This is a genomic window from Streptomyces sp. NPDC048504, from assembly GCF_043200035.1.
GTDB lineage: Bacteria > Actinomycetota > Actinomycetes > Streptomycetales > Streptomycetaceae > Streptomyces.
In genome coordinates this window covers 22403-45213 of sequence record NZ_JBICXA010000011.1, presented here as the reverse complement: position 1 = coordinate 45213, position 22811 = coordinate 22403, and the positions used below count along the sequence as shown (strand labels likewise).

Sequence of the window (22811 nt, the reverse complement as noted above, 5' to 3'; positions counted from 1 at the left end):
CTCGGGGCGGAAGAACCTGTTCAGCCGATACTTGACCCTATTGGGCCGCCGGATGCGCTCGAACGCCCTCAGATCAGCGAGAGCTGCGTCGGCTCGGACACCGGCTCGCCCGCCGGGTCCGGCGGCTCGGGGACCCGGCGCGGCATACCCGCGCGCGCGGGACCGATGCCGTACTCCTGTGCCAGGTCGTGGACCTGACGGGTGATCCGGCGCTGGTACCACTTCGGGGCGTACGCGCCCTCCGCGTACAGCCGCTCGTAACGGCGCACCAGATGCGGGTGATGGTGCCCGAGCCAGGCCATGAACCACTCGCGGGCACCGGGCCGCAGATGCAGCACCAGGGGAGTCACCGAGCTGGCCCCGGAGGCCGCTATCGCCCTTACGGTGGCGCGCAGTTGGGCCGGGTGGTCGCTCAGGAAGGGGATCACCGGCGCCATCAGGACCCCGACGTCGATGCCGTGCTCGGTCAGGGTCCGCACCGCGTCCAGGCGCCGCTCCGGGGACGGCGTGCCGGGCTCCACCGTGCGCCACAGCGCGGGGTCGGTGAAGCCTACGGAGACCGAGATGCCCACGTCGGTGACCTCGGAGGCCTGCACCAGGAGGTCCAGGTCGCGCAGGATCAGCGTGCCCTTCGTCAGGATCGAGAAGGGGTTCGCGTGGTCGCGCAGGGCGCCCAGGATGCCCGGCATCAGCCGGTAGCGGCCCTCCGCGCGCTGGTAGCAGTCGACGTTCGTGCCCATCGCTATGTGCTCGCCGAGCCAGCGCCGGGATCCGAGCTGGCGGCGCAGCAGGTCCGGCGCGTTCACCTTGACCACGATCTGCGAGTCGAAGCCGAGGCCGGTGTCGAGGTCCAGGTAGCTGTGCGACTTGCGGGCGAAGCAGTACACACACGCGTGTGAGCAGCCCCGGTACGGGTTGACCGTCCACTCGAAGGGCATCCGGGAGGCCCCCGGCACCCGGTTGATGATCGAGCGGGCCCGCACCTCGTGGAAGGTGATCCCGCGGAACTCGGGTGTGTCGAAGGTGCGGCTGACCACGGCATCCGCGCCGAACAGCGCGGCGTCGGCCGCCCGGCTGTGGCCGCCGGACTCGACGGTGAGGTTCTCCCAGCGCATGACGCCTCCTATGTAGGCCTGCCCTCCGAGTGAAACACTTGTTCGAATTACTGTGCAAGTGTCATTCCAGATCGCTTCCGACGCCTTGAGGTACCCCGATTTGGGTGGCCGTGGGCGGGGGTGGTTGGCTTGCCCCGACCCCGAGAACCGATGTCCTGACTCATGTCCTGGAGGAAACCGATGGCGCAGGTCGAGGCGACTACCGAGCGGGTCGTCGCAGCCGACGCGGAGGCTGTCTTCGACGCCCTCGCCGACTACAGCGGCACGCGCGCGAAGGTGCTGCCCGAGCAGTTCAGCGAGTACGAGGTGCGCGAGGGCGGCGACGGCGAGGGCACCCTCGTCCACTGGAAGCTCCAGGCCACCAGCAAGCGCGTCCGCGACTGCCTCCTGGAGGTCACCGAGCCGACCGACGGCGAACTGGTCGAGAAGGACCGCAACTCCACCATGGTCACCACCTGGCGGGTCACCCCGGCCGGCGAGGGCAAGTCCCGCGTCGTCGTGACCAGCACGTGGAACGGTGCCGGCGGCATCGGCGGCTTCTTCGAGCGGACCTTCGCCCCCAAGGGCCTCGGCCGGATCTACGACCTGGTGCTCGACAGGCTCGCCGCCGAGGTCGAGAAGTAGGCCTCAAGGGCCAAGCCTCCAGGGCGCGTTGGCGCCCTGGCCGCGTCCCTCACCGGTTCGAGTGGATCTCCGTTCGAGCCGGGCGTACGCCGTAACTCGTCGCGCTTGCTCACAGTTGTCGCCTAAAGCGGGAATTGTGCGGCAGGCGCGACGAGGGGAGCGGTACGTGGGCGGGACGACTCTGGTGCAGGACGAACAGGCCCCGGCACCCCCGAAGACGCCGGTCCCCGCACCCGTCGAGAAGGCCGAACTCAGCCCGCGCCGCGTGCGGTTGGTGTTCCTCGGCCTGATGCTCGCGCTGCTGCTTGCGGCCCTCGACCAGATGATCGTCGCCACCGCGCTCCCGAAGATCGTCGGCGAACTGCACGGCCTGGACAAGATGTCCTGGGCGATCACCGCCTATCTCCTCACCTCCACGGTCGGCCTCCCGGTCTACGGCAAACTCGGCGACCTCCTCGGCCGCAAGAGCGTGTTCCAGTTCGCGATCGGTGTCTTCGTCATCGGCTCCGCGCTCTCGGGCCGCGCCCAGTCCATGGACCAACTCATCGCGTTCCGCGCGGTGCAGGGCATCGGCGCCGGCGGGCTCATGATCGGCGTCCAGGCGATCATCGCGGACATCGTGCCGCCCCGGGAGCGCGGCCGCTTCATGGGCCTGATCGGCGCCACCTTCGGACTCGCCTCCGTGGCGGGCCCGTTGCTCGGCGGCTACTTCACCGACCACCTCTCCTGGCGGTGGTGCTTCTACATCAACGTGCCCTTCGGCGTGGTGACTTTCGCCGTCGTCACCGTCGTACTGAAACTGTCGAAGCCCACCGCCAAGGCGCGCCTCGACATCCTCGGCGCGCTGCTGCTCGCCGCCGCCTCGACGTGCCTGGTCCTGCTGACCAGTTGGGGCGGGACCGAGTACGCCTGGGGCTCGCACGTCATCCTCGGGCTCGGCGCGGGAGCCGTGGCCGCCGCGGTCCTCTTCCTCGTCGCCGAGCGCTTCGCGCCCGAACCCCTCATCCCGCTGCGGCTGTTCAAGGACGCCGTCTTCAACGTCACCGCCCTCGTGGGCCTGGTGATCGGGGTCGCGCTGTTCGGGGCCGCCAGCTATCTGCCGACCTTCCTGCAGATGGTCGACGGGGCCAGCGCCACCGAGTCCGGGCTGCTGATGCTGCCCATGATGGGCGGCATCGTCGGAGCGTCCATCGTCTCCGGCCAACTCATCAGCCACACCGGCCGCTACAAGATCTACCCCCTCCTCGGCAGCGCGCTGGCCACCCTCGGGATGTGGCTGCTGTCCCGGCTCGAAGTCGACACCTCCCGGCTGCAGTACAGCGTCTGGATGGCCGTCCTCGGCGCCGGCATCGGCATGGTGATGCCCGTCCTCGTCCTCGCCGTGCAGAACTCCGTACGCCCCGCCGACCTCGGCACCGCCACCAGCGCCAACAACTACTTCCGGCAGATCGGCGGCAGCGTCGGCGCCGCCGTCTTCGGCACCCTCTTCGCCGACCGGCTCACCGACGCCCTGCGCGACCGCATCCCCCCGCGCGCGGGCGCCGGCCTCCCCGACCCCGAGTCCATCACCCCGCAGCTCGTCCACACGCTGCCGCCGGCCCTGCGCGACGGCTACATCCAGGCGTACGCCGACGCCATGCCGCGGATCTTCCTCTACCTGGTGCCGGTGCTCGCCCTCGGCCTGCTCATCGCCTTCTTCCTCAAGGAGAAACCGCTGGTGTCCCACAACGCCCCCGCCGAGACGTCCGAGGCCGCGCCCCTCAACTCCCCGATCCCGCAGGCCCGTTCGGCGTACGCCGCCGGAATCCCCGTCTGCGGCACGGTGCAGCACCCCGACGGGACGGTCGTGCCCCGGGCCGCGCTCACCCTCATCGACGTCTCCGGCCAGCAGATCGGGCGCGGTGCCAGCGGCGCGGACGGGCGGTACGCGCTGTCGACGCCCGGCTCCGGGTCGTACGTCCTGATCGCGGCGGCCGGCGGGCACCAGCCGCAGGCGGTGTCCGTGACCGTCGGCGAGCGGCCCGTCGAGCTGGACGTCGTCCTCGGCGGCGCCGGACGCCTCGCCGGGAATGTGCTGACCGCGGACGGCACCCCGGTGCGGGAGGCCGCCGTGACGCTCACCAACGTGCACGGCGAGGTCGTGGCCAGTACCCGCAGCGGGCGCGAAGGCACCTATGTCATCAGCGAGTTGGTGGCCGGCGAGTACACCCTCGCGGCCAGCGCGCCCGCGTTCCGCCCGGCCGCACTCCCGGTCAGCGTGCAGGCGTCCCGCGAGACCCGCCAGGACGTCGAGCTCGCCGGCGGCGCCGTGCTGCGCGGCACGGTCAGGGCGAGCGGCGGGCGACCCGTCGAGGACGCGCGCGTGACGCTCCTCGACGCGGCGGGCAACGTCGTGGACACCCTCACCACGGGACCCGACGGAACGTTCCGGTTCATCGACCTGTCCTCCGGCGAGTACACGGTGATCGCCGCCGGGTACCCGCCCGTGGCCACCGTGCTCCAAGTGGCGGGCGGAGGACGCACCGAGCGCGATCTCCAGCTCGGCCACGAGGACTGACTCCTGTCCCACGGAGCGCTGAGGCGTGCGCCGGTGAGATGGAGTGGAACCAATTCCAGGAATGCCACACATCGCCACCGGCCGTCACCGTAGCGTGGTGGGTGGCGGCACAGATCATGCGGAGCCGTGGGGAGAGAGGGCCTGGGTCATGGACCGTGGCACCGAGCGGGGGACACCTCCCGGCCGCGGGGCCGGGGACGACGTGGTGCTCGAACACACCGCGACGGGCCGTGTGCCCCTCGCCGTGGTTCTGATCGACCGCGACGGCCTCGTCTCCCACTGGAGCCGCGGCGCCCGACGCCTGTTCGGCGCCACCAAGGAAGAGGCGATCGGCCAGACGGCGGTCGACCTGCTCCCCGTCTCCGGCGCCCTCCCCGACGACGAAGAGACCAGCCCCTACGGCGGGTTCGCCGCCTACGACGGACTCGGCCCCGACCTGGAGTCCTCCCTCGACGGAGGCCTGTCCTACCCGGCCGCCGGACGCGCCCGCCTCACCGTCCCCGAGCACGACCGCGTAGACGTGCTGTGGTGGGCCTATCCGCTCGTCGGCCCCGGACAGGAACGGCTGCTCGTGCTCGCCGCCGACGCGGGCGGCCTGCGCCAGGACCGCTCCGAAGCGGACCGCGCCTTCGAGCGCATAGCACCGGGCTTCGCCCTGCACACCGACTTCCCCGGCGCCGACGAACTCGCCCGCAGGCTCCCCGAGATCCTGCCCAGCATGAGCGTCGACGAGAGCGCCCGCATCGTCGCCCAGGTCCTCGAACTGGGCTATCCCGTCCTGGAGTTCAGCCAGAACGAGCGGGTGCCGGTGACCCCCGACTGGGGAATCGCCCGCCGCGCCGAGCGCAAGGCCCGCCGCGAGCGCGCCGCCGTCGCGGTCTCCGAAGGACTCCCGGTGCCGCAGGAGGACGAGGGCGAGGACCTCGAATACGCCGCCGTACGCGAGCGGTTGGAGTTCCTCAACGAGGTCAGCGGCTGCATCGGCACCTCGCTCGACCTCGCGCAGACCATCATCGAGGTCAGCAAGGCCGTCGTCCCCAAGTTCACGGACGTCGCCGGCACCTATCTCCGCGAACAGGTCGTCGCCGGCGAGGGGTTCCCGGACGGCGTGCCGGACACCACCACCATGTGGCACCGGGTCGCCCTGGAGCACACCGACGAACCCGGCCGCTGGGACGACGTCGTACCGGTCGGCGAGGCCATGCCGTTCCCCGCGCACACCCCGTTCTTCCAGTGCATGACCACCGGCGAACCCGTCCTCGTGCCGCGCATCAGCGAACAGATGGGGCACATGATCGCCTCGCAGTTCGAGAAGCGCGACATCCGGCCGCTGATCACCGGCCGCTCCATGCTGGTCGTCCCGCTCAAGGCCCGCACCGTCGTCCTCGGCTTCATGATCCTGCTGCGTCACCCGGAGCGGGTCGAGTTCAACGACATGGACCGCGTCACCGGCGCCGAACTCGCCGCCCGTGCGGGCCTCGTGCTCGACAACGCGCGTATGTACACCTACCAGGAGAGCGTCGCCGAGACCCTCCAGGACAGCATGCTGCCGCACATCCCGCCGCGCATGGCGGGCTGCGACATCGCCACCCGCTATCTGCCCGGCACGCTGCTCGGACGCGTCGGCGGCGACTGGTTCGACTCGGTGAAACTGCCCGGCGCCCGCACCGCGCTCGTCGTCGGCGACGTCATGGGCCACGGCCTCAACTCGGCTGCCATGATGGGCCAGTTGCGCACCGCCGTACAGACCATGGCCGCCATGGACCTGCCGCCCGCCCAACTCCTGCGCAACCTCGACGACTTGGCCCAGCGCCTCGGCGACTCGTACCTCGCGACCTGCCTGTACGTCGTCTACGACCCGATCGCGAGCGAACTCCACCTCGCCAACGCGGGCCACATCCCGCCGGTGATCGTGCGGGCCGTGGACGGCCGCAGCGAGCTGCTCGACCTGCCCACCGGCGCGCCCATCGGCGTCGGCGGGGTGCCCTTCGAGGCGGTACGCGTGCGCGTGGAGCCCGGCGACCGGCTCGTGATGTGCACCGACGGTCTCGTCGAGGTGCGCGGCGAGGACATCGGCGTAGGACTCGCGGCGCTGAGCGAGTCGGCCGCGCATCCGGCCGCGTCCATGGACGACGCCTGCGACACCATCATCCGCACCCTCAACACCCGCGGCGGACGCAAGGACGACGTCGCCCTCCTGATGGCCCGCCTCAACGGCATAGAGCCCGACGACGTCGCCGAGTGGCGGCTCACCCTCGACCCGATGGAGGCCGGCCGGGCCCGCGCGGTGGTCCGCGAACAGCTCCACGAGTGGGGCCTGGCCAAACTCGCCGACAACGCCGCCCTGTTGGCAGGCGAGCTGGTCACCAACGCCGTACGGCACTCCCGCGGCCGCCGCGCCGAACTGCGCCTGGTGCGCGGTGACACGCTGCTGTGCGAGGTGGACGACGACGACCCCACCCTGCCGTCCCTGCTCAGCGTGGGCCCCGACGACGAGTTCGGCCGCGGACTGCACCTGGTCGGCGCGCTCGCCCGCGAATGGGGCGCCAGCCGTACGACCACGGGCAAGACCGTGTGGTTCGAACTCACCCTGCCGCGCCGCTGAATCGCGGGTGACCGTGGGGGCGCAAGAGGCGCACAACGGCGTACACCGGTCGAATGAGCGGTGAAGGAATGCGCCGCGTGCTTGTGAGCAGGACCGGGGCGCGATAGACCGTACTGGCCCGTCACTTATGGCGGAACGGCCTCGCATCCTGGGGAGTTGGGCATGAGCGTGACCAGTCGGTACCGGGAGGCCTGGGAAGGCTTCTGGCGCGAGGCGCCCGACGGACAAGGAGCCGTCTTCTGGGACGCGGCGGCGGCACAGACGGTGGGGCTCCATCTCGCCCTGTTCGAGCCGAAGTTGCGCGACCCCGGCCTGCAGATGATCGACCTCGGCTGCGGCAACGGTACTCAGACCCGTTTCCTCGCCGACCGGTTCAGCCATGTCGTCGGCGCCGACCTGTCCGCCGCGGCCCTCGACCACGCCCGGCACGACGACCCGGCGGGGCAGGCGGTCTACCGGCTGCTGGACGCCGCAGACAAGACCGAGGTCGAGACGCTGCACGCCGAACTCGGCGACGCCAACGTCTACATGAGGGGCGTACTGCACCAGGTCGAGCCCGACGACCGGCAGCCGTTGGCCGAGGGAATCGCCACGCTCATCGGCGAGCGCGGGCACGCCTTCCTCGTCGAGCTCTCCGAGGCCGCCCGCCCGATCCTCGGCGGACTGGCCCAGGACCCGGCAGGGCCGCCGCCGAAGCTCGTCCCGGTCTTCCGCCACGGCATCGCCCCCGGCGAAGTGCCCGACGACGAGGTGCCGGAACTCCTGCGCGCGGCCGGCCTCACCGTCATCGCGAGCGGCGAACTGCCGCTGATTACCACCGAGTTCACCGCGGACGGCGCCCGCATCGAACTGCCGTCGAAGTGGGTGATCGCGAGCCGTACGGCCTGAGGCGGTGGGGGGGAGACGGGGCGGCTCACCGCCTCCCCCCACCCGCACTACCCGAACTGGTGCTTGAGGAACGACCCGGACCACGCCATCAGGTCCGCGGGCACGTAGTACCCCTTCTCGTCGTTGATCGCGTCCCAGTTCTTCGCCACGTCCTCGACCGACGCGTCGCCCCCCTCATGCGCGTACCCCTCCGTCGAGGCCAGGAACACCCGCGCGAACCGGCCCGCGCCGGCGGTGTAGATCTCCCCGCTGACCGGGCAGTTCTCGTGCGCGAGATAGGCCACCATCGGCGCGACGGCTGCCGACGGCATGTACGGCATGCCCTCCGCGGTCTGGGCCGGCTCCTCGGGGCCGCCGCCCATCCGGGTCATCGCGGCCGGTGCGATCAGGTTGACCTTGATGTTGTGCGGCTCTCCGGCCAGCTTCGCGCTGCGCGCCATGCCGACCGTGCCCGCCTTCGCGGCGGCGTAGGACAGGTTGTTGTCCATGCCGAACATGCCGCTGGAGGTGGTCAGGACGACCCGGCCGTAGCCCTGCTCGACGAAGTGCGGCCACGCCGCCCGCATCGTGTTGAACGAACCGATCAGGTGGACGGCCAAGTGCCGTTCCAGGTTGTCGAGTTCGATCTCCGGCAGGCCCGCGTACCGGATGATCCCGGCGTTGTTGACGAGGACGTCGATCCGCCCGAAGGCCTGGATCGCGGTGTCGATGATGGCCTCGCCGCCGGCCTGCGGGGACACGTCGTGGGTGTCGGCCACGGCCTCCCCGCCGGCGGCGACGATCGAGTCGACGACCTTCTGCGCGGGTCCGGCGTCGGAGCCCTCGCCCTCCATCGACCCGCCCAGGTCGTTGACGACGACCTTCGCCCCGCGCTCCGCCAGCAGACGGGCGTAGGCGCGGCCCAGGCCACGGCCCGCGCCGGTGACGACGGCGACGCGTCCTTCGAAGCCGAACTCGCTCATGGGTGACTCCAGTTGTGTGCGGGTAAAAGCGCCGGTGGCTACCAGGCGACCGGCAGCGCGTGCAGGCCGTAGGCGAGCGCGTCGTCGCGGCGGAACCTCAACTCGTCGAAACCGACGGCCAGTCGCAGGGTCGGGATGCGGCGGTACAACGTGCCGTAGACGACCTGGAGTTCGATGCGGGCGAGCTGCTGGCCCAGGCATTGGTGGATGCCCCACGCGAAGGCGTGGTGGTGCCGCGCCTCGCGGGAGATGTCGAACTTCTCCGGCTCGGGGAAGGCCGCCGGGTCCCAGTTGCCCGCGGGCAGCGCGACGACGATGCCCTCGCCGGCCTTGATGGTGACGCCCTCGATCTCGATGTCCTCGGCGGCGATCCGCCGCTGCCCGAGCGCCGGGATCGTCAGATAGCGCAGGATCTCCTCGACCGCGTTCGCGACGATCTTGGGGTCGTCCGTCCCGCGCAGCAGGGCCAGTTGCTCCGGGTTGTCCAGGAGCAGGGCGGTCCCCAGGGTGATCATGCTGGCGCTGGTCTCGTGGCCGGCGATCAGCAGGATCATGCACAGCATGACGGCCTCGGGCAGGGTGACCTCGCCGGCCTTGATCCGCCCGGCGAAGTCCGAGATGACGTCGTCGCTCGGCTCTTCCATCCGCTTCTGGAGCAGCCCGGCCAGATAGCCGCCCAGCGCCTGGTTGGCCGCCCGGTCCTGCTCGGCGGTCTTGTCGCTCCGGGTCGCCAGCGAGGCGTGCTCCTGGAAGAACTCGTGGTCCTCGTACGGCACTCCGAGCAGCGCGCAGATCATCAGCGAGGGCAGCGGCAGCGACAGCGCGGTGTTCAGGTCCGCCGGGTTCGGGCCCGCGAGCATCTTGTCGATCAGCTCGTCGGTGAACCGCTGGATCTCCGGCCGCAGCTTCTCCATCCGGTTGCGTGTGAACGGAGCCGTCATCATGCGGCGGATCCGCGTGTGGTCGGCGCCGTCGGCGTTGAAGATGGTCAGCGGGTGGTGGGGAGCGTTCTCCGCCATCGCCTCGTTCGGATACGGGAACCCGGGCTGCTTGTCGTCGGAGCTGACCCGCGGGTCGGACAGGATCACGCGCTGTGCGGCGTGCCCGGTCACCAGCCACGGGGTGCTGCCGTCCCAGATCCGGCCCCGGGACACGGGCGCCGTCTCGTTCAGGGCGCGCTGCCCGGCGGGCGGGGCGAACGGGCAGGCGCGGTCCCGGGCGCCCGGGTAGTCGAAGAGCTCCGCGTCAGGGGCGGCGAGTTCCGTCTCGGCCTCGGACATGGTCATTCCTCCAGATGAGGGTGGGGGGAAGGGCGATGAGGGGAGGGCTGGGTCATTCCTCGATACGGATCGCCAGCGCGGGGCACACCGCCGCGGCGTTCCGTACGTCGTCGGCCAGTTCGGCCGGCGGGTTCTCGTTCAGCAGGACGACGATGCCGTCCTCGTCGCGCTGGTCGAACACGTCCATGGCGGCGGCGACGCACTGCCCGGCGGCGACGCATTTGTCCTCGTCGACGACAACCTTCATGGCAACTCTCCTGATCGTTCCGGGTCGTTCAGTGGGCGGGAGCGGGGGAGGGGACCGCGTCGACGATCTCCTGACGGCGCTGTCTGGCCTGCTTGGGCATGTTCCAGCCGAGGATCCCGGTGACCCGGCCGCCGCTGCGGTAGCGCGCGACGAACCGGCGGGCCGCCAACTCCCCGTCGACGACGTCCACTTCGGCATCGGCCGGCAGGAATCCGTGCACCTGGAGCTTGGCGTCGAACTGATCGGTCCAGAAGTACGGCACCGGTTCGTAGGCCCGGTCCTCGCCGAGGATCGCCCCGGCGACCGCCATGGCCTGCTCGGTGGCGTTCGTGCGGTTCTCCAGCCGGATGAGCCGGCCCAACCGCTCGTGCCGCCAGCGGGCCACGTCACCGACGGCGTAGATCCCCGGCGCGGCACGGCAACGGGAGTCGCACACCACGCCGTTGTCGAGTTCGAGCCCGCTGCCGGCCAGCCACTCCGTCGCCGGGGTCGCCCCGATGGCGACCACGACCACATCGGCGGGCAGCACCTCGCCCGTGCTCAACTCGACGCCTGTGACCCGGCTTTGGCTGTCCGTCAGGCCCACGACACCGTTCCCGAGCCGGAGTCGCACCCCCCGTTCGGTGTGCAGCTCCGCCAGCAGTCCCGACACCAGTGGGCCCACCTGAAGGGCCAGCGGTCCCGTGAGCGGGCCCGCGAGGGTGACCTCCAGGCCCAACGTCCGTGCGGTGGCGGCGATCTCGGAGCCGAGGACTCCCTCGCCGACGACCACCAGACGTGACCCGGCGAGCAGATCCGTGCGCAGGGCGAGCGCGTCGTCGAGGGTGCGCAGTACATGGACACCGGTCAACTCGCCCTGTCCGGGCAGCACTCGGGGCCGTACGCCGGTGGCGATCACGATCGCGTCGGCGCTCGGCTCGCGCCCGGACTCCGTGCGCACGGTCCGGGTCGCCGGGTCCAGGGCGACCGCGGGGTCGCCGAGCACGAACTCGGTGTCGAGACCGGACAGCATCTCCTCGGTGCGCAGTGCGGCGCGGCCCGGTTCCCAGGCGCCGGAGAGGATCTGCTTGGACAGCGGCGGACGGTCGTACGGGGCGTGCGGCTCGGCGCCGAGCACCGTGATCCGGCCCGCGTACCCCTTGCGCCTCAGGGCCTCCACCGTGGTCAGCCCGGACGCGGACGCGCCCACCACCAGCACATGGGCCACGGCCCCGGTGTCGTCCTCGATGCTCATGTTCTGCTCCGTTGCGGCGTCGGTGCGATGGTCTGTGCGGGCGTTCACGCCAGGTAGCGCCCGCCGTTGACGCTGAGGGTCTGGCCGGTGACGTAGGCGGCTTCCTCGGAGGCCAGGTACGCCACCGCGTAGGCGATGTCCTCAGGCTGGCCGGCCCGCTTCATCGGCATGGTGGCGGCGGCCGCCTCCACGTCGACCGGGCCCTCGCGGACCAGAGGCGTGTCGATGAAGCCGGGCGGCACGTGGTTCACGGTGATGCCCTGGCCGATGTACTCGACCGCCAGTGCCCGGGTGAGGGCGATGACGCCGCCCTTGGAGGACGCGTAGTGGGCCATGGCGGGCGCGCCGGTCTGCGCGGAGGACGAGAAGATGTTGACGATCCGGCCCCAGCCCGCCTCGACCATGTCGGGCACCAGTTCCTTGGTGACGAGGAACGGGCCCTTGAGGTTGATCCCGATCATGCGGTCCCAGGACGCCTCGGAGATGCTCGTGAACGGCTCGTAGGCGGTGATGCCCGCGTTGTTGACGAGGATCGTGACCGGGCCGAGCTCCTCGCGGGTGCGGGCGGCCGCCCGTGCCACGGCGCCGGCCTCGGCCGCGTCGCCGGAGACGGCGATCGCCGTACCGCCGGCTTCCTGGATGGCCGCCGCGGTCTTCTCGGCGCCCTCGCTGTTCAGGTCCCACACCGCGACCGCGGCTCCCCTGGCCGCGAGCACCTTGGCGATCGCCTGGCCGATGCCGCGGCCGCCGCCGGTGACGACGGCGACCTTCCGTTGAAGTGACATGTGCGCTCCCTTGCGCTCGTGCGCGGTGCCGGCGAACCGGACACCAGTGGTTCGGCTATTCGCCCAGGGCCTCGCGGGCCGCGGTGCGGGCCGCCACGGCCCGGGGGAAGCCGGCGTACCCGGCGGCGTGGTAGAGGATCTCGGCCAGCTCGTCCCTGGTCACGCCGTTGGTGAGGGCCACCCGGACGTGGGTCTTCAGCTCGGTCTCGGCGCCGAGCGCGATCAGGATGCCGAGGGTGACCAGGCTGCGGTCGCGCGGGGCGAGGCCCTCGCGGCCCCACAGCGCGCCCCACACGGTGGACAGGCCGATCTCGACGAGGTCCTCGCCGAGCTTGCCGTCCCGCATGTCGAGATCGCCCTCGGCGGGAACCACCCCGGGCAGCGCGGCCCGTAGTGCTTTCAGCCCCGCGACGCGCAGATCGGGGGTTTCCTTGACGTCTTCGGCGCTCATGCCCGACTCCCGGTTCATGCGGGACTCCCGGTTCATGCGATTGCATTCGTCCCAAGCGAAAGTTAGATCAAACGGTCGGTACAATCAATGCCTGTTACGGATATGGCTGGTCCAGGCTCTCTCCGTCATCGCCATTGATCGGGGCAGGACCCTCATCTACTCTCGGTCTGAATATTCGACCGACTGGTCGAACTATCAAACCCGGGTCATGTGCGAGCCGCAGCCCCAGTCGCCTTGGAGGGCAAATGAGCGAAGCTTCGAACCCGGCGGCCACGGACCGGGTCGACGTGCTGGTCGTCGGCGCGGGCGTCACGGGCATCTACCAGCTGTACAAGGCCCGCGAAGCCGGGTTCTCGGTGCGACTCCTCGAAGCGGGCACCGGCGTGGGCGGCACCTGGTACTGGAACCGGTACCCCGGGGCACGCTTCGACTCGGAGAGCTACACCTACGGCTACCTGTTCTCGAAGGAGCTGTGGGAGGGGTGGGAGTGGTCGGAGCGGTTCGCCGGCCAGCCCGAGATCGAGCGCTACTTCAATCACGTCGTCGACCGCTTCGACCTGCGGCGCGACATCCGCACCGGCGTCAAGGTGACCTCGGCCGTCTTCGACGAGCCCTCCGGCACCTGGACCGTCCGGGGCAGTGACGGCACCGAGGTCCGGGCCCGCTACGTCGTCGCGGCCACCGGCAACCTCTCGGTGCCGTTCATCCCGAACATCCCGGGACGCGACGACTTCCGCGGCGCGCAGCACCACACCGCGCGCTGGCCGAAGACGCCCATCGACTTCACCGGCAAGCGGGTGGCCCAGATCGGCACCGGCTCCAGCGGTGTGCAGATCATCTCCGCGATCGCAGACGACGTAGCACAGCTGACGGTGTATCAGAAGGACGCCGACTGGCTCACACCGCTCAACAACGGGCCCATCACGCCTGAGGAACAGGCGGAGTTGAAGGCGAACTTCGAGTCCATCCGCGAGACGCTGAACACCTCGCCGAGCGGCTTCCTGCACCAGATCGTCATGCGCTCCGGCCTCGACGACCGCCCGGAGGACCGCCAGGCGTTCTACGAGGAGCGGTGGAACGGCCCGGGCTTCACCAAGCTGACCGAGCACTACATGGACATGCTGTCGAACGAGACCGTCAACGCGGAGTGGTGCGCGTTCATGGCCGACAAGATCCGCAGCATCGTCAAGGACCCCGAGACCGCCGACAAGTTGGTCCCGAAGGGCCATGGCTACGGCGGCCGCCGGCCCCCCTTCGGCACCGGCTACTACGAGACGTACAACAAGCCGAACGTCTCGCTCGTCGACATCAACACCACGCCGATCACCCGCATCACCGAGGACGGCATCGAAACCGCCGACGGTGTCGAGGAGTTCGACATCATCGTCTGGGCCACCGGCTACGACTTCGGCACCGGCGCCCTCAACCGCCTCGGTGTGCAAGGCCGTCAGGGTCTCCCGCTGAAGGAGTACTGGGCGGACGGTCCGCGCACCTACCTCGGCATCGCCACGGCCGGCTTCCCCAATTTCTTCTTCCCCGGCGGCCCGCACGGCGCCACCGGCAACAACCCGCGCTACGCCGGCGACCAGGTGGAGATCGTCACCGACGCCATCGTCCACGCGCGCGACCACGGCTACGACGTCATCGAGGTGACCGAGGCCGCCGAGGAGGAGTGGACGGACAGCATGAACAACAGCACGATGTCCTCCTTCCTGGAGAGCAGCTACTTCTACGGCGGCAACATCCCCGGCAAGCCGGTCAAGCAGCTCCTCAACCCGACGGGCCGGTGGGCGCTCCAGGAGGCGATCAACGCGGTGAAGGAGAACGAGTTCCCGACGTTCGTCCTCTCCAAGGCCGAGACCCCGGACACCTGAACGCCCGGACGCCCGTGCCGCCCTGGACGTGGGCGGCACGGGCGTCCGGGTTCTCGCCGGGGCCTACTCCGCGAAGGTCGTCACCCGCCGCTGGAACAGCCACCGGCCGTCCTCGCGGCGCAGCACGTCGTCGTAGCGCCCGACCAACTGCACGCTCCAGCCGGAGTCGCCGCGCGCGAAGAACGCCAGGTTGCTGGTGGCCGTCGCCTCGTCCTCGGTCGCGGAGGTGACGACGGTGTTGGCGATCAGGTGCAACTGCGGTGCCTGGGGCGCGAATCCGCCGAAGCCCTGCCGGATCGCCTCCCGGCCCTCGAACTTGGCCATGCCGACTATCTCGGCGACGCCGTCCGCCGTGTACAGGTCGGCGATGTCGTCGGCCCGTCCGGCGTCCAGGGCCTGGGCATAGGCGGCGATGGCGGTCTGTACGGCCGCCGTAACGGACGCGTCGATCGTGGTGGTCATCTCACTCCAGGGTCGGGAAGGAAGCTCAAGAAGGCTGCGGGGGGCGGCGGTTACGCCTGATACGTCGTCTTCCTGTGCCGCAGCAGCCAGGCGCCGTCGTGCCGGCGCAGCGTGTCGTCGTAGTGTCCGACCACGCCCACCGCCCAGCCGGCCTCGCCGCGCTGGAGGAAGACCACGTCGCTCAGGGCGCGGGCCTCGTCCTCGCCCGTGGACGTCACGACCGTGTTGGTGACCAGGTGCAGCTGCGGCCGGACCGGCCCCCATCCCTTGAAGGCCGCGTGGATCGCGTCGCGCCCCTCGACCGGGTCCATGCCCGGGATCTCCAGGACGGCGTCGGGCGCGTACTGCGCGACGACGTCGTCGGTGCGGCCGGCGTCCTGGGCCTGGGTGTGCGCGCCGAGCACGGCCCGTACGCCCGCCACGACCCACGCCTGTGTGGATTCGCTCATTCTTCGCTCCAAGGTCGGGTGTTTCGACCACTCAGTCTATTGATGAGTCGAAGATAAAGGGAGGGGTGCGCGTCGGATTCGTTGACCGATCGGTACAATCACAAATAACATGCGGGCGGCTGGTCAACGGGGACTGTCGCCGAAGGAGGCGTGATCATGACGAAGCGTTGGAAGCAGCGTCCGCCGGGCTCTACGTGGGGCGATTGGGGCGAGGACGACGAACTGGGTCGTATCAACCTGCTCACGCCGGAGAAGGTTCTGCAGGGGGTCCGCGAGGTCGAGCACGGCATCAGCTTCAGTCTGAGCCTGCCGCTCGACTATCCGGGCGGGAGTGAGCTGAACCAGCGGCGCTACCCTCCGATCCTGCGGCCCACCGAGGACCTCGAACACAAGCAGGACGTCTTCTACAACATCAAGGCGCGGGAGCACTTCTCGCCGCACCTCAGGGACGTCTGGTCCGACGACGTGTTGACCCTCTGGCTGCAGTACTCGACGCAGTGGGACGCGCTCGCCCACCAGGGCCAGGAGTTCGACGCCGACGGCGACGGCGTCGAGGAGGCGGTCTACTACAACGGCTACCGCGCCGACACCGACATCGTCGGACCGCAGGAGGACGCCAAGGGCGACGGCAGCGGCACCCTCGGCTTCGCCCGCCACCTCGGCCTGGAGCACATGGCGGAGCACGGGGTCCAGGGCCGGGGCGTCCTGGTCGACCTGGCCCACCACCTGGGCAACACCTGGCAGCCGGTCAACCTGAAGACACTTCAGGAGATCATGGCCGCGGACAACATCGTCGTCGAACCCGGTGACATGCTCCTCCTGCACACCGGTTTCGACACCGCGGTGATGGCCTGGGGCAAGAACCCGGACCCCGTGGGCATCCACACCACGGCCTCCTACCTCGACGCGTTCGACCCGGCGCTCCTGGAGTGGATCGCCGAGTCGCAGATCTCCGCGCTGGTCTCGGACAACTACGCCGTCGAGGGCGTGGGCGTCGGCCCCGAGGACAACACCCCGCACTCGCTGCTCCCGATCCACAACCTCTGCCTCTTCAAACTGGGCGTCCCGCTCGGCGAGTTGTGGTACCTGGAGAAGCTGGCCGCCTGGCTGCGCGAGCACGACCGCAGCCGCTTCCTCCTCACCGCGCCCCCGCTCAACCTGCCGGGGACGCAGGGCAGTCCGCTCACGCCGGTCGCGACTGTCTGACAGTCGGCTGCACGACGGGAAGGGCCCCCGGAGTTCCGGGGGCCCTTCCCGTCGTACGACCGTTCAGACCGCGGCGATCCGCCGCAGCGTCTCCGCGATCGTGTCCCGCGACGGCAGCCACACCCGCTCCAGCGAGGGTGCGTACGGCGCCGGGACCGGCGGCGGTGCCACCCGGGTGACCGGGGCGTCCAGGTGCCAGAAGCCCTCGTCGACGGCCATGGCGGCGAGTTCGGCGCCGACGCCGAAGTCGCGTACCGCCTCGTGCGCGATGACCAGGCGGTTGGTCTTGGCGAGGGACGCGAGGACGGTCACCCGGTCCAGCGGGGAGATGGTGCGCAGGTCGATCACCTCGACGCCGATGCCCTCGCCGGCGAGCAACTCGGCGGCGGCCAGGGCGTCTTGGACCATCCGCGACCAGGAGACCAGGGTGATGTCCGTGCCCTCGCGGACCACCTTCGCCCTGCCGAGCGGGATCAGGTGGTCGGCCGGGGGCTTGGGACCCTTGAGGCCGTACTGGAGGCGGTTCTCCACGAAGACCACCGGGTTGGGGTCCTGGATCGCGGCGCGGAGCAGGCCGTAGGTGTCCGCCGGGTTGGACGGCATCACCACCGTCAGGCCGGGGATGTGCGCGAGCAGCGCCTCCAGGCTCTGCGAGTGCTGGCTGCCCGAGGAGCGGCCCGCGCCGAACTGGGTGCGGACGACGAGGGGCATCGAGGCCCGGCCGCCGGTCATGAAGCGGAGTTTGGCGGCCTGGTTGAGGAGCATGTCGAAGGCGACGCCGATGAAGCCCATGTACATGATCTCGACCACCGGCTTCATGCCGGCCATGGCCGCTCCCACCGCCGTGCCGACGACGGCGCTCTCGCTGATCGGGGTGTCCCGCACCCGGCCGGGGAAGGCCTGCGCGAGTCCGCGGGTCAGTCCGAAGACGTTGCCGCCCGCGCCGACGTCGATCCCGGCGACGAACACACTTGGATCGGCGGCGAGTTCGTGCTCCAGGGCCAGCCGTACGGCGTCCATGGACCGGAAGATCTCGGCGTCGGCCGGGAGCGGCGCGGGCTCGGGGACGAGGAGGCGGGGGGCCGACACGTAGTCGTGCAGGGTCTCCGGGGCGGGCTCCGGCAGGCCCCTGGCCCACTCGACCGACGCCTCGATCTCCTTGTCGATCTCCTCGTCCACGGCGTCGGCCAGCGCGGCCGGCACCCCGGCCGCCGTCAGGTGCCGGCGGGCCACCAGCAGCGGGTCGCGTTCCTTGGCGGCGGCGACCTCCTCGGCGGGGCGGTAGCGCTCGGGGTCGCCCTCGTAGTGGCCGTGCCAGCGGTACGTCTCGGCCTCGACGAGGACCGGGCCGCCGCCCGCGCGCAGCCGCGCGACCACTCCGGTCATGGTCTGCGCCACCGCCACCACGTCGTTGCCGTCGACGTGTTCGTAGCCGATGCCGTACCCGGCGGCACGCGCGGAGAGCGGGGCGCGGTGCTGTTCGGCCTCGGGCGAGAACTCGGAGTAGTGGTTGTTCTCGCAGAGGAAGACGACCGGCAGATCCCATACGGCGGCCAGGTTCACAGCCTCGTGGAACATGCCCTGGGCCACCGCCCCGTCGCCGAAGAACGCCACGACCACGTCACCGGCCGCCCGCAGTTTCGCGGCGGTGGCGACCCCCGCGGCGATCGGGAGCCCCGCGCCGACGATGCCGTTCGCGCCGTAGATCCCGAGACCGGGGTCCGCGATGTGCATCGAGCCGCCGCGGCCGTGGCAGGTGCCCGCCTCCTTGCCCATCAGCTCGGCCATCATCGACACCGAGTCCAGGCCCTTGGCCAGGACATGGCCGTGGCCGCGGTGGGTGGAGGTGATGCCGTCCCGCGCTCCCAGCGGCCAGCAGGCGCCGACGGCGCTCGCCTCCTGGCCGATCGACAGATGCAGGAAGCCCGGGATCTCCGTCGCCTTGTACAGATCGGACGCCCGCTCCTCGAAGCGCCGGATGCGCCGCATCCGGCGGTACATCTCCAGGAGCTGGTCCGTCTGTGCGGAGCCGGTGCCGGTGTGATGCGATGCCTGAGTCATACGGTCCTCGCTTTAATGTACCGTTTGGTCTAGCAAACTAGAGCGACGTCCCCGGGGCTGCTTCCCCCAGGCGTGCCACGATCCGGCGCCTGTGCGGACCCGGGACAGCACGCACGTCGTCACGGCAAGGGGAGAGAAGAGATGCCACGACCGCCGGGTCATGGGCCGGGCTTCGAAGTCAGACGCCAGAAGATCATCGACACCGCCGCGTCCCTGTTCGCACAACAGGGCTACGCCGCGACCTCCATCAACGACCTGGGCCGCGCGGTCGGGCTCGCCAAGGGGGCCCTGTATTACTACATCGGCTCCAAGGAGAACCTGCTCATCGAGATCCAGTCGCGGGTGCTCGGCCCGCTGCTGGCCCGCGCCAAGGAGATCGCGGCCCTCGACGAGGTACCGCTGCTGCGGTTGCGCCTGCTGTCCGAATCGCTGCTGACGATCATCTTCCGCAGGCTCGACCACATCTGGGTCTACGAGCACGACTACCGCAGCCTCAGCGGCAAGGAACTGGAGATCGTGCTGCGGCAGCGCTCCGACTTCGAACGGCTGATCACCGGCCTGCTCACGGAGGCCGTCGAGGAGGGGACCTTCCGTGCGGTCGAACCGCACCTGGCCACCCTCCAGTTCCTCAACCTCCACAACCACACCTACCAGTGGGTGCGGCCGGACGGCAGCTGGGACGCCGCGTTCCTGTCGGGCGAGTACTGCTCGACCCTGTTCCGCGGTTTCGCCGCGTCCGTCGGCGACCTCCCGGACGTCGAGGCACTGGCCGCCGAGTTCAAGCGGGCCCGGCCCGAACTGCCCCTCGATCCCGAGGCGTTGTGGGAAGCGGTCTCCGTGGCGAGCTGACCGGACCCGCGGTGCGCCGTCGCGCACCGCGGATCCCGCCCGCTCACGCGCCCTGGACCAGGGCCCTGGCGATGACATTGCGCTGGATCTCGTTGGTGCCCTCGCCGATCTCCAGGATCTTGGCGTCGGCGTAGAAACGGGAGATCTCCGACTCCCGCACATACCCGTAGCCGCCGTGGATCTGCAGCGACTGGGAGGCCGCACGGTTGGCGACCTCGGAGGCGTACAGCTTCGCCATGGCGGCCTCCGTGCTGTGCGGACGGCCCTGGTCGGCGAGCCACGCGGCGCGGTAGACCATCCAGCGGGCGGCCTGGTACTCGGTACCGATGTCGGCGATCTTGTGCGCGACCGCCTGGAAGTCCGCCAGCGGACGCCCGAACTGGTGCCGTTCCTTGGCGTGTTTGACGGCCAGCGTCAGCGCCGCCTTGGCCAGCGAGAGCCCCAGCGCCGCCACGCTGATCCGGCCGCCGTCGAGCACGGACAGGAACTGCCGCAGCCCGTTGCCCTCCTCACCGATCAGATGGTCGTCGGAGACCCAGCAGTCGGTGAACACCAACTCCCGTGTGTCCATGGCGTGCCAGCCGAGCTTCTTCAGCTTGGCGCCGACCGTGTAACCGGGCGTACCGGTCGGCACGTAGAAGGTCGCGTACCCCTTGCGTCCGTCCGCGCCCTTGCCCGTCGTGGCGAGCAGGGTGACGCCCTGACTGATGTCGGTGCCCGCGTTGGTGATGAACATCTTGGTGCCGTTGATCACCCAACCGCCGTCCGCCCGGCGGGCGGTGGTGGCGATGCCGGCCGCGTCGGAGCCGGCGTCCGGCTCGGTCAGCCCGAACGCGCCGAGCGCCTCGCCCTTGGCGAGCGGGGTCAGCCAGCGCCGCTTCTGCTCCTCGGTGCCGTAAGCGAGCAGCGGCAGGGTGCCGATGGTCGAGTGGGCGTTCCACGAGGAGGCCACCGACTGGTCGGCGGCGCCGAGTTCCTCCATCACCGCGACATAGGTGACGGTGTCCGAGCCCGCTCCGCCGTACTCCTCCGGCACGAGCATGCCCATCAGGCCGAGTTCGCCGAGCTTGGTGAAGACCTTGGTGGGGAAGATCTCGTTCTCGGACCACTCGGCCGCGTGGGGCGTGATCTCGTTGGCCGCGAACTCGCGGACCATGTCCTGGAGAGCGAGGGTCTCCTCGGGCAGGTCGAAGTCCATGTCACAGTCCCTTCGGGGTCAGCAGCACCTTCAGGTGCTTGGCCCGGTCGGCGGCCAGGTCCTCGAAGACACCGGCTCCTCCCGAGAGCGGAAAACGGCCGGTGATCAGGGCGGAGGCGTCCAGGCGTCCGGTGCTCATCAGATCGATCACGCGCGGGATGTCGAAGTTGTAGCCGAGCGTGCCGACCACCGACCGCTCGTAGAACACGAGTTGGCCCATGTCGAACTCGACACTGCCGTGCCCGACCCCGGCCAGCACCACCCGTCCGCCGCGCCGCACGGTCGACACGGCCTGCCCCGCGAGCGCGGGCACGCCGGTCGCGTCGATGACGACGTCCGGGCCGATCCGGCCGGTCCGTACGAACACCTCACGCCGTACGTCCGTCGCGCGCGGGTCGAAGGCCTCGGTGACGCCGATGCCGAGCAGCATCTCGCGGCGGCCGGCGAGGGGTTCGCTCACGAACAGGCCTGCGGCGCCCGCGATTTGGGCGGCCAGCACTACGGCTACGCCGATCGGGCCGCCGCCGACCACGAGAACGTTGTCGCCCGGCTTGACCCCGGCCCGGGTCACGGCGTGCAGCCCGACCGCCAACGGCTCTGCTACGGCGGCGAGTTCGTCGGTGACGTTGTCCGGGAGGCGGGTCAGGCCGGCCAGCGGGACGGTGACGCGTTCCGCGAAGGCGCCGGGTGAAGCGAGGCCTACGGAGCCGCTCTTGGGGCAGATGTGGTACTCGCCGCGCGTGCACCAGAAGCAGGTGCCGCAGCGCCAGACCGGGTCCGCGGTCACGCGGTCGCCGATCTTGATGCCGGGTGCGTCCGCGCCCAACGCGACTACTGTGCCGCTGAGTTCGTGGCCGAGGGCGAGGGGTGGTTTGGCTCCTGTGAGGGGGTGCGGGGCCTCGCGGATCATGTGGGGGCCTTCGAGGAACTCGTGCAGGTCTGTGCCGCAGACTCCGCACCACGTCACTTCTACGACGGCTTCGTGGGGGGCGGGGTCGGGGGGGTCGGCCACCTCTTCGTAACGGAGATCCTGTGCACCGTGCCAGACGAGTGCCTCCATGTTTTTCCGCCCCTTTCGTGTCGTTTTTTGGCTGCGGGTCGGTGGGGGCTGGTCGCGCAGTTCCCCGCGCCCCTAGGTGGGGTCGCTGAACCTTGCTTTGCCAGGACCGGAGTTCAGGAATGAGTGGACGCCCGTCGCGGCGTCCTTGGTCGCGAACACTCCTGTGAACAGGGCGCGTTCGAGTGCCAGGCCGGCCGACATGCTCGCGTCCGTGCCGTGGTCCACTGCCTCTTTGATGGCCTCCAGGGCTGCGGGTGGGCCCTCGGGCAGGTGGCGGGCGTAGGTCTGGGCGGCCTTCAGGGCCTCGCCCGTGGGGACCACCTCGTCGACCAGGCCCAGTCGTAGTGCCTCCTCCGCCTTGACCCTGCGGCCGGTCATCAGGAGGTTCTTCGCGCGGGACGGGCCGATCAGGCGGGACAGGCGTTGGGTGCCGCCGGAGCCGGGCATGATCCCCAGCTGTACTTCTGGCTGGGCGAAGACCGCGTCCTCTGCTGCCACTCGGTAGTCGGCGGCCAGGGCCAGTTCCATGCCGCCGCCCAGGGCGTAGCCGGTGACCGCCGCGATCACCGGCATCGGTAGGTGGGCGACCTCGTCGAAGGTGCGTTGGAGGGCGCGGTTCCAGCCTCGTATCTCCTCCGGGCCCATCGCGGCCAGGGCCTTGATGTCGGCGCCTGCGGCGAAGAGGCGTTCGCCGCCGTAGAGGACTACGGCCCGTACCGCGGGGGAGTCGGCCAGCCCGCGTACGCAGGTGGCCAGTTCCTCCCGTTGTAGGGAGTCGAAGGCGTTCATCGGCGGGTTGTCGAGGCGGACCGTGACGACCGGTCCGTCGGTGTCGAGCCGGATGCGTGGCACGAAGACCCTCCTCGTCGGCTGAAGCGGCGTCGCGTGCGCTCGGATGGTTGTC

General features: G+C 70.3%; 20 protein-coding genes. 7 read left to right on the top strand and 13 right to left on the bottom strand.

The window, feature by feature from the left end; translation table 11 throughout:
- Positions 1-68 precede the first annotated feature (68 nt).
- Positions 69-1115: an Rv2578c family radical SAM protein gene (locus ACGFY9_RS26410; protein WP_393758069.1), complete on the bottom strand. Its 1047-nt coding sequence runs from the start codon at positions 1113-1115 to the stop codon at positions 69-71.
- A 180-nt stretch (positions 1116-1295) separates the two neighbouring features.
- On the opposite strand from ACGFY9_RS26410, the gene ACGFY9_RS26405 reads away from it, so the two are divergent.
- The 4 genes from ACGFY9_RS26405 to ACGFY9_RS26390 all read left to right on the top strand — a co-directional run bounded on the left by ACGFY9_RS26405 (position 1296) and on the right by ACGFY9_RS26390 (position 7789).
- Entirely contained in the window at positions 1296-1739 is a 444-nt protein-coding gene (locus ACGFY9_RS26405) for an SRPBCC family protein (protein ID WP_393758067.1), read from the top strand.
- Positions 1740-1905: 166 nt separating this feature from the next.
- Positions 1906-4296, top strand: coding sequence for an MFS transporter (locus ACGFY9_RS26400; protein WP_393758065.1), 2391 nt, complete (start codon positions 1906-1908; stop codon positions 4294-4296).
- Positions 4297-4444: 148 nt separating this feature from the next.
- Entirely contained in the window at positions 4445-6901 is a 2457-nt protein-coding gene (locus ACGFY9_RS26395; protein ID WP_393758063.1) for a SpoIIE family protein phosphatase, read from the top strand.
- A 162-nt stretch (positions 6902-7063) separates the two neighbouring features.
- Complete coding sequence (locus ACGFY9_RS26390; protein ID WP_393758061.1) at positions 7064-7789, top strand: class I SAM-dependent methyltransferase; 726 nt, start codon at positions 7064-7066, stop codon at positions 7787-7789.
- A gap of 47 nt (positions 7790-7836) precedes the next feature.
- Here the strand turns inward: ACGFY9_RS26390 and ACGFY9_RS26385 are convergent, their stop codons facing one another.
- The 6 genes from ACGFY9_RS26385 to ACGFY9_RS26360 are packed head-to-tail and all read right to left on the bottom strand — an operon-like array spanning position 7837 to position 12748.
- Positions 7837-8751 carry an SDR family NAD(P)-dependent oxidoreductase gene (locus ACGFY9_RS26385; RefSeq protein ID WP_393758059.1) on the bottom strand — a complete coding sequence of 305 codons (915 nt, stop codon included), beginning with the start codon at positions 8749-8751 and terminating at the stop codon, positions 7837-7839.
- Positions 8752-8789: 38 nt separating this feature from the next.
- Positions 8790-10031 carry a cytochrome P450 gene (locus ACGFY9_RS26380; protein ID WP_393758057.1) on the bottom strand — a complete coding sequence of 414 codons (1242 nt, stop codon included), beginning with the start codon at positions 10029-10031 and terminating at the stop codon, positions 8790-8792.
- Positions 10032-10083: 52 nt separating this feature from the next.
- The gene (locus ACGFY9_RS26375; RefSeq protein ID WP_033279370.1) at positions 10084-10278 is read right to left on the bottom strand and encodes a ferredoxin; all 195 of its coding nucleotides are present in this window, start codon (positions 10276-10278) and stop codon (positions 10084-10086) included.
- Between the two features lie 28 nt (positions 10279-10306).
- Positions 10307-11512, bottom strand: a complete 1206-nt coding sequence (locus tag ACGFY9_RS26370; protein ID WP_393758055.1) for an NAD(P)/FAD-dependent oxidoreductase — start codon at positions 11510-11512, stop codon at positions 10307-10309.
- Between the two features lie 44 nt (positions 11513-11556).
- Positions 11557-12297 (bottom strand): SDR family NAD(P)-dependent oxidoreductase, encoded by a 741-nt coding sequence (locus ACGFY9_RS26365; RefSeq protein WP_393758053.1) that lies wholly within the window; start codon positions 12295-12297, stop codon positions 11557-11559.
- A 55-nt stretch (positions 12298-12352) separates the two neighbouring features.
- Positions 12353-12748 carry a carboxymuconolactone decarboxylase family protein gene (locus ACGFY9_RS26360; RefSeq protein WP_393758051.1) on the bottom strand — a complete coding sequence of 132 codons (396 nt, stop codon included), beginning with the start codon at positions 12746-12748 and terminating at the stop codon, positions 12353-12355.
- Between the two features lie 245 nt (positions 12749-12993).
- Between ACGFY9_RS26360 and ACGFY9_RS26355 the strand changes: the two genes are divergently transcribed.
- A complete protein-coding gene (locus ACGFY9_RS26355) occupies positions 12994-14622 on the top strand; it encodes a flavin-containing monooxygenase (protein WP_393758049.1) in 1629 nt (542 codons plus the stop codon).
- Between the two features lie 63 nt (positions 14623-14685).
- Here ACGFY9_RS26355 and ACGFY9_RS26350 read toward each other — a convergent pair whose 3' ends face one another.
- Together ACGFY9_RS26350 and ACGFY9_RS26345 are read right to left on the bottom strand one after the other, a co-directional pair.
- A complete protein-coding gene (locus ACGFY9_RS26350) occupies positions 14686-15084 on the bottom strand; it encodes a nuclear transport factor 2 family protein (protein ID WP_393758047.1) in 399 nt (132 codons plus the stop codon).
- Positions 15085-15134: 50 nt separating this feature from the next.
- Complete coding sequence (locus ACGFY9_RS26345) at positions 15135-15533, bottom strand: YybH family protein (protein ID WP_393758045.1); 399 nt, start codon at positions 15531-15533, stop codon at positions 15135-15137.
- 156 nt (positions 15534-15689) lie between these two features.
- On the opposite strand from ACGFY9_RS26345, the gene ACGFY9_RS26340 reads away from it, so the two are divergent.
- Complete coding sequence (locus tag ACGFY9_RS26340; RefSeq protein WP_393758043.1) at positions 15690-16739, top strand: cyclase family protein; 1050 nt, start codon at positions 15690-15692, stop codon at positions 16737-16739.
- A 63-nt stretch (positions 16740-16802) separates the two neighbouring features.
- Here the strand turns inward: ACGFY9_RS26340 and ACGFY9_RS26335 are convergent, their stop codons facing one another.
- Positions 16803-18800, bottom strand: a complete 1998-nt coding sequence (locus tag ACGFY9_RS26335) for a pyruvate dehydrogenase complex E1 component subunit beta (RefSeq protein WP_393758041.1) — start codon at positions 18798-18800, stop codon at positions 16803-16805.
- 141 nt (positions 18801-18941) lie between these two features.
- Between ACGFY9_RS26335 and ACGFY9_RS26330 the strand changes: the two genes are divergently transcribed.
- A complete protein-coding gene (locus ACGFY9_RS26330; protein WP_393758039.1) occupies positions 18942-19649 on the top strand; it encodes a TetR/AcrR family transcriptional regulator in 708 nt (235 codons plus the stop codon).
- A gap of 43 nt (positions 19650-19692) precedes the next feature.
- Here the strand turns inward: ACGFY9_RS26330 and ACGFY9_RS26325 are convergent, their stop codons facing one another.
- The 3 genes from ACGFY9_RS26325 to ACGFY9_RS26315 form a co-directional block, all read right to left on the bottom strand.
- Positions 19693-20847 carry an acyl-CoA dehydrogenase family protein gene (locus tag ACGFY9_RS26325; RefSeq protein WP_393758037.1) on the bottom strand — a complete coding sequence of 385 codons (1155 nt, stop codon included), beginning with the start codon at positions 20845-20847 and terminating at the stop codon, positions 19693-19695.
- Position 20848: 1 nt separating this feature from the next.
- Entirely contained in the window at positions 20849-21907 is a 1059-nt protein-coding gene (locus tag ACGFY9_RS26320) for a 2,3-butanediol dehydrogenase (protein ID WP_393758035.1), read from the bottom strand.
- Between the two features lie 72 nt (positions 21908-21979).
- Positions 21980-22759, bottom strand: coding sequence for an enoyl-CoA hydratase/isomerase family protein (locus ACGFY9_RS26315; protein ID WP_393758033.1), 780 nt, complete (start codon positions 22757-22759; stop codon positions 21980-21982).
- Positions 22760-22811: the final 52 nt, after the last annotated feature.

What these genes read in the sequence shown, in the direction of transcription:
- ACGFY9_RS26410 (WP_393758069.1), bottom strand. Translation starts at nt 1,115, where the DNA reads ATGCGCTGGGAGAACCTCACCGTCGAGTCCGGCGGCCACAGCCGGGCG.
- ACGFY9_RS26405 (WP_393758067.1), top strand. Translation starts at nt 1,296, where the DNA reads ATGGCGCAGGTCGAGGCGACTACCGAGCGGGTCGTCGCAGCCGACGCG.
- ACGFY9_RS26395 (WP_393758063.1), top strand. Translation starts at nt 4,445, where the DNA reads ATGGACCGTGGCACCGAGCGGGGGACACCTCCCGGCCGCGGGGCCGGG.
- ACGFY9_RS26390 (WP_393758061.1), top strand. Translation starts at nt 7,064, where the DNA reads ATGAGCGTGACCAGTCGGTACCGGGAGGCCTGGGAAGGCTTCTGGCGC.
- ACGFY9_RS26385 (WP_393758059.1), bottom strand. Translation starts at nt 8,751, where the DNA reads ATGAGCGAGTTCGGCTTCGAAGGACGCGTCGCCGTCGTCACCGGCGCG.
- ACGFY9_RS26380 (WP_393758057.1), bottom strand. Translation starts at nt 10,031, where the DNA reads ATGTCCGAGGCCGAGACGGAACTCGCCGCCCCTGACGCGGAGCTCTTC.
- ACGFY9_RS26375 (WP_033279370.1), bottom strand. Translation starts at nt 10,278, where the DNA reads ATGAAGGTTGTCGTCGACGAGGACAAATGCGTCGCCGCCGGGCAGTGC.
- ACGFY9_RS26370 (WP_393758055.1), bottom strand. Translation starts at nt 11,512, where the DNA reads ATGAGCATCGAGGACGACACCGGGGCCGTGGCCCATGTGCTGGTGGTG.
- ACGFY9_RS26365 (WP_393758053.1), bottom strand. Translation starts at nt 12,297, where the DNA reads ATGTCACTTCAACGGAAGGTCGCCGTCGTCACCGGCGGCGGCCGCGGC.
- ACGFY9_RS26360 (WP_393758051.1), bottom strand. Translation starts at nt 12,748, where the DNA reads ATGAGCGCCGAAGACGTCAAGGAAACCCCCGATCTGCGCGTCGCGGGG.
- ACGFY9_RS26355 (WP_393758049.1), top strand. Translation starts at nt 12,994, where the DNA reads ATGAGCGAAGCTTCGAACCCGGCGGCCACGGACCGGGTCGACGTGCTG.
- ACGFY9_RS26350 (WP_393758047.1), bottom strand. Translation starts at nt 15,084, where the DNA reads ATGACCACCACGATCGACGCGTCCGTTACGGCGGCCGTACAGACCGCC.
- ACGFY9_RS26345 (WP_393758045.1), bottom strand. Translation starts at nt 15,533, where the DNA reads ATGAGCGAATCCACACAGGCGTGGGTCGTGGCGGGCGTACGGGCCGTG.
- ACGFY9_RS26340 (WP_393758043.1), top strand. Translation starts at nt 15,690, where the DNA reads ATGACGAAGCGTTGGAAGCAGCGTCCGCCGGGCTCTACGTGGGGCGAT.
- ACGFY9_RS26335 (WP_393758041.1), bottom strand. Translation starts at nt 18,800, where the DNA reads ATGACTCAGGCATCGCATCACACCGGCACCGGCTCCGCACAGACGGAC.
- ACGFY9_RS26330 (WP_393758039.1), top strand. Translation starts at nt 18,942, where the DNA reads ATGCCACGACCGCCGGGTCATGGGCCGGGCTTCGAAGTCAGACGCCAG.
- ACGFY9_RS26325 (WP_393758037.1), bottom strand. Translation starts at nt 20,847, where the DNA reads ATGGACTTCGACCTGCCCGAGGAGACCCTCGCTCTCCAGGACATGGTC.
- ACGFY9_RS26320 (WP_393758035.1), bottom strand. Translation starts at nt 21,907, where the DNA reads ATGGAGGCACTCGTCTGGCACGGTGCACAGGATCTCCGTTACGAAGAG.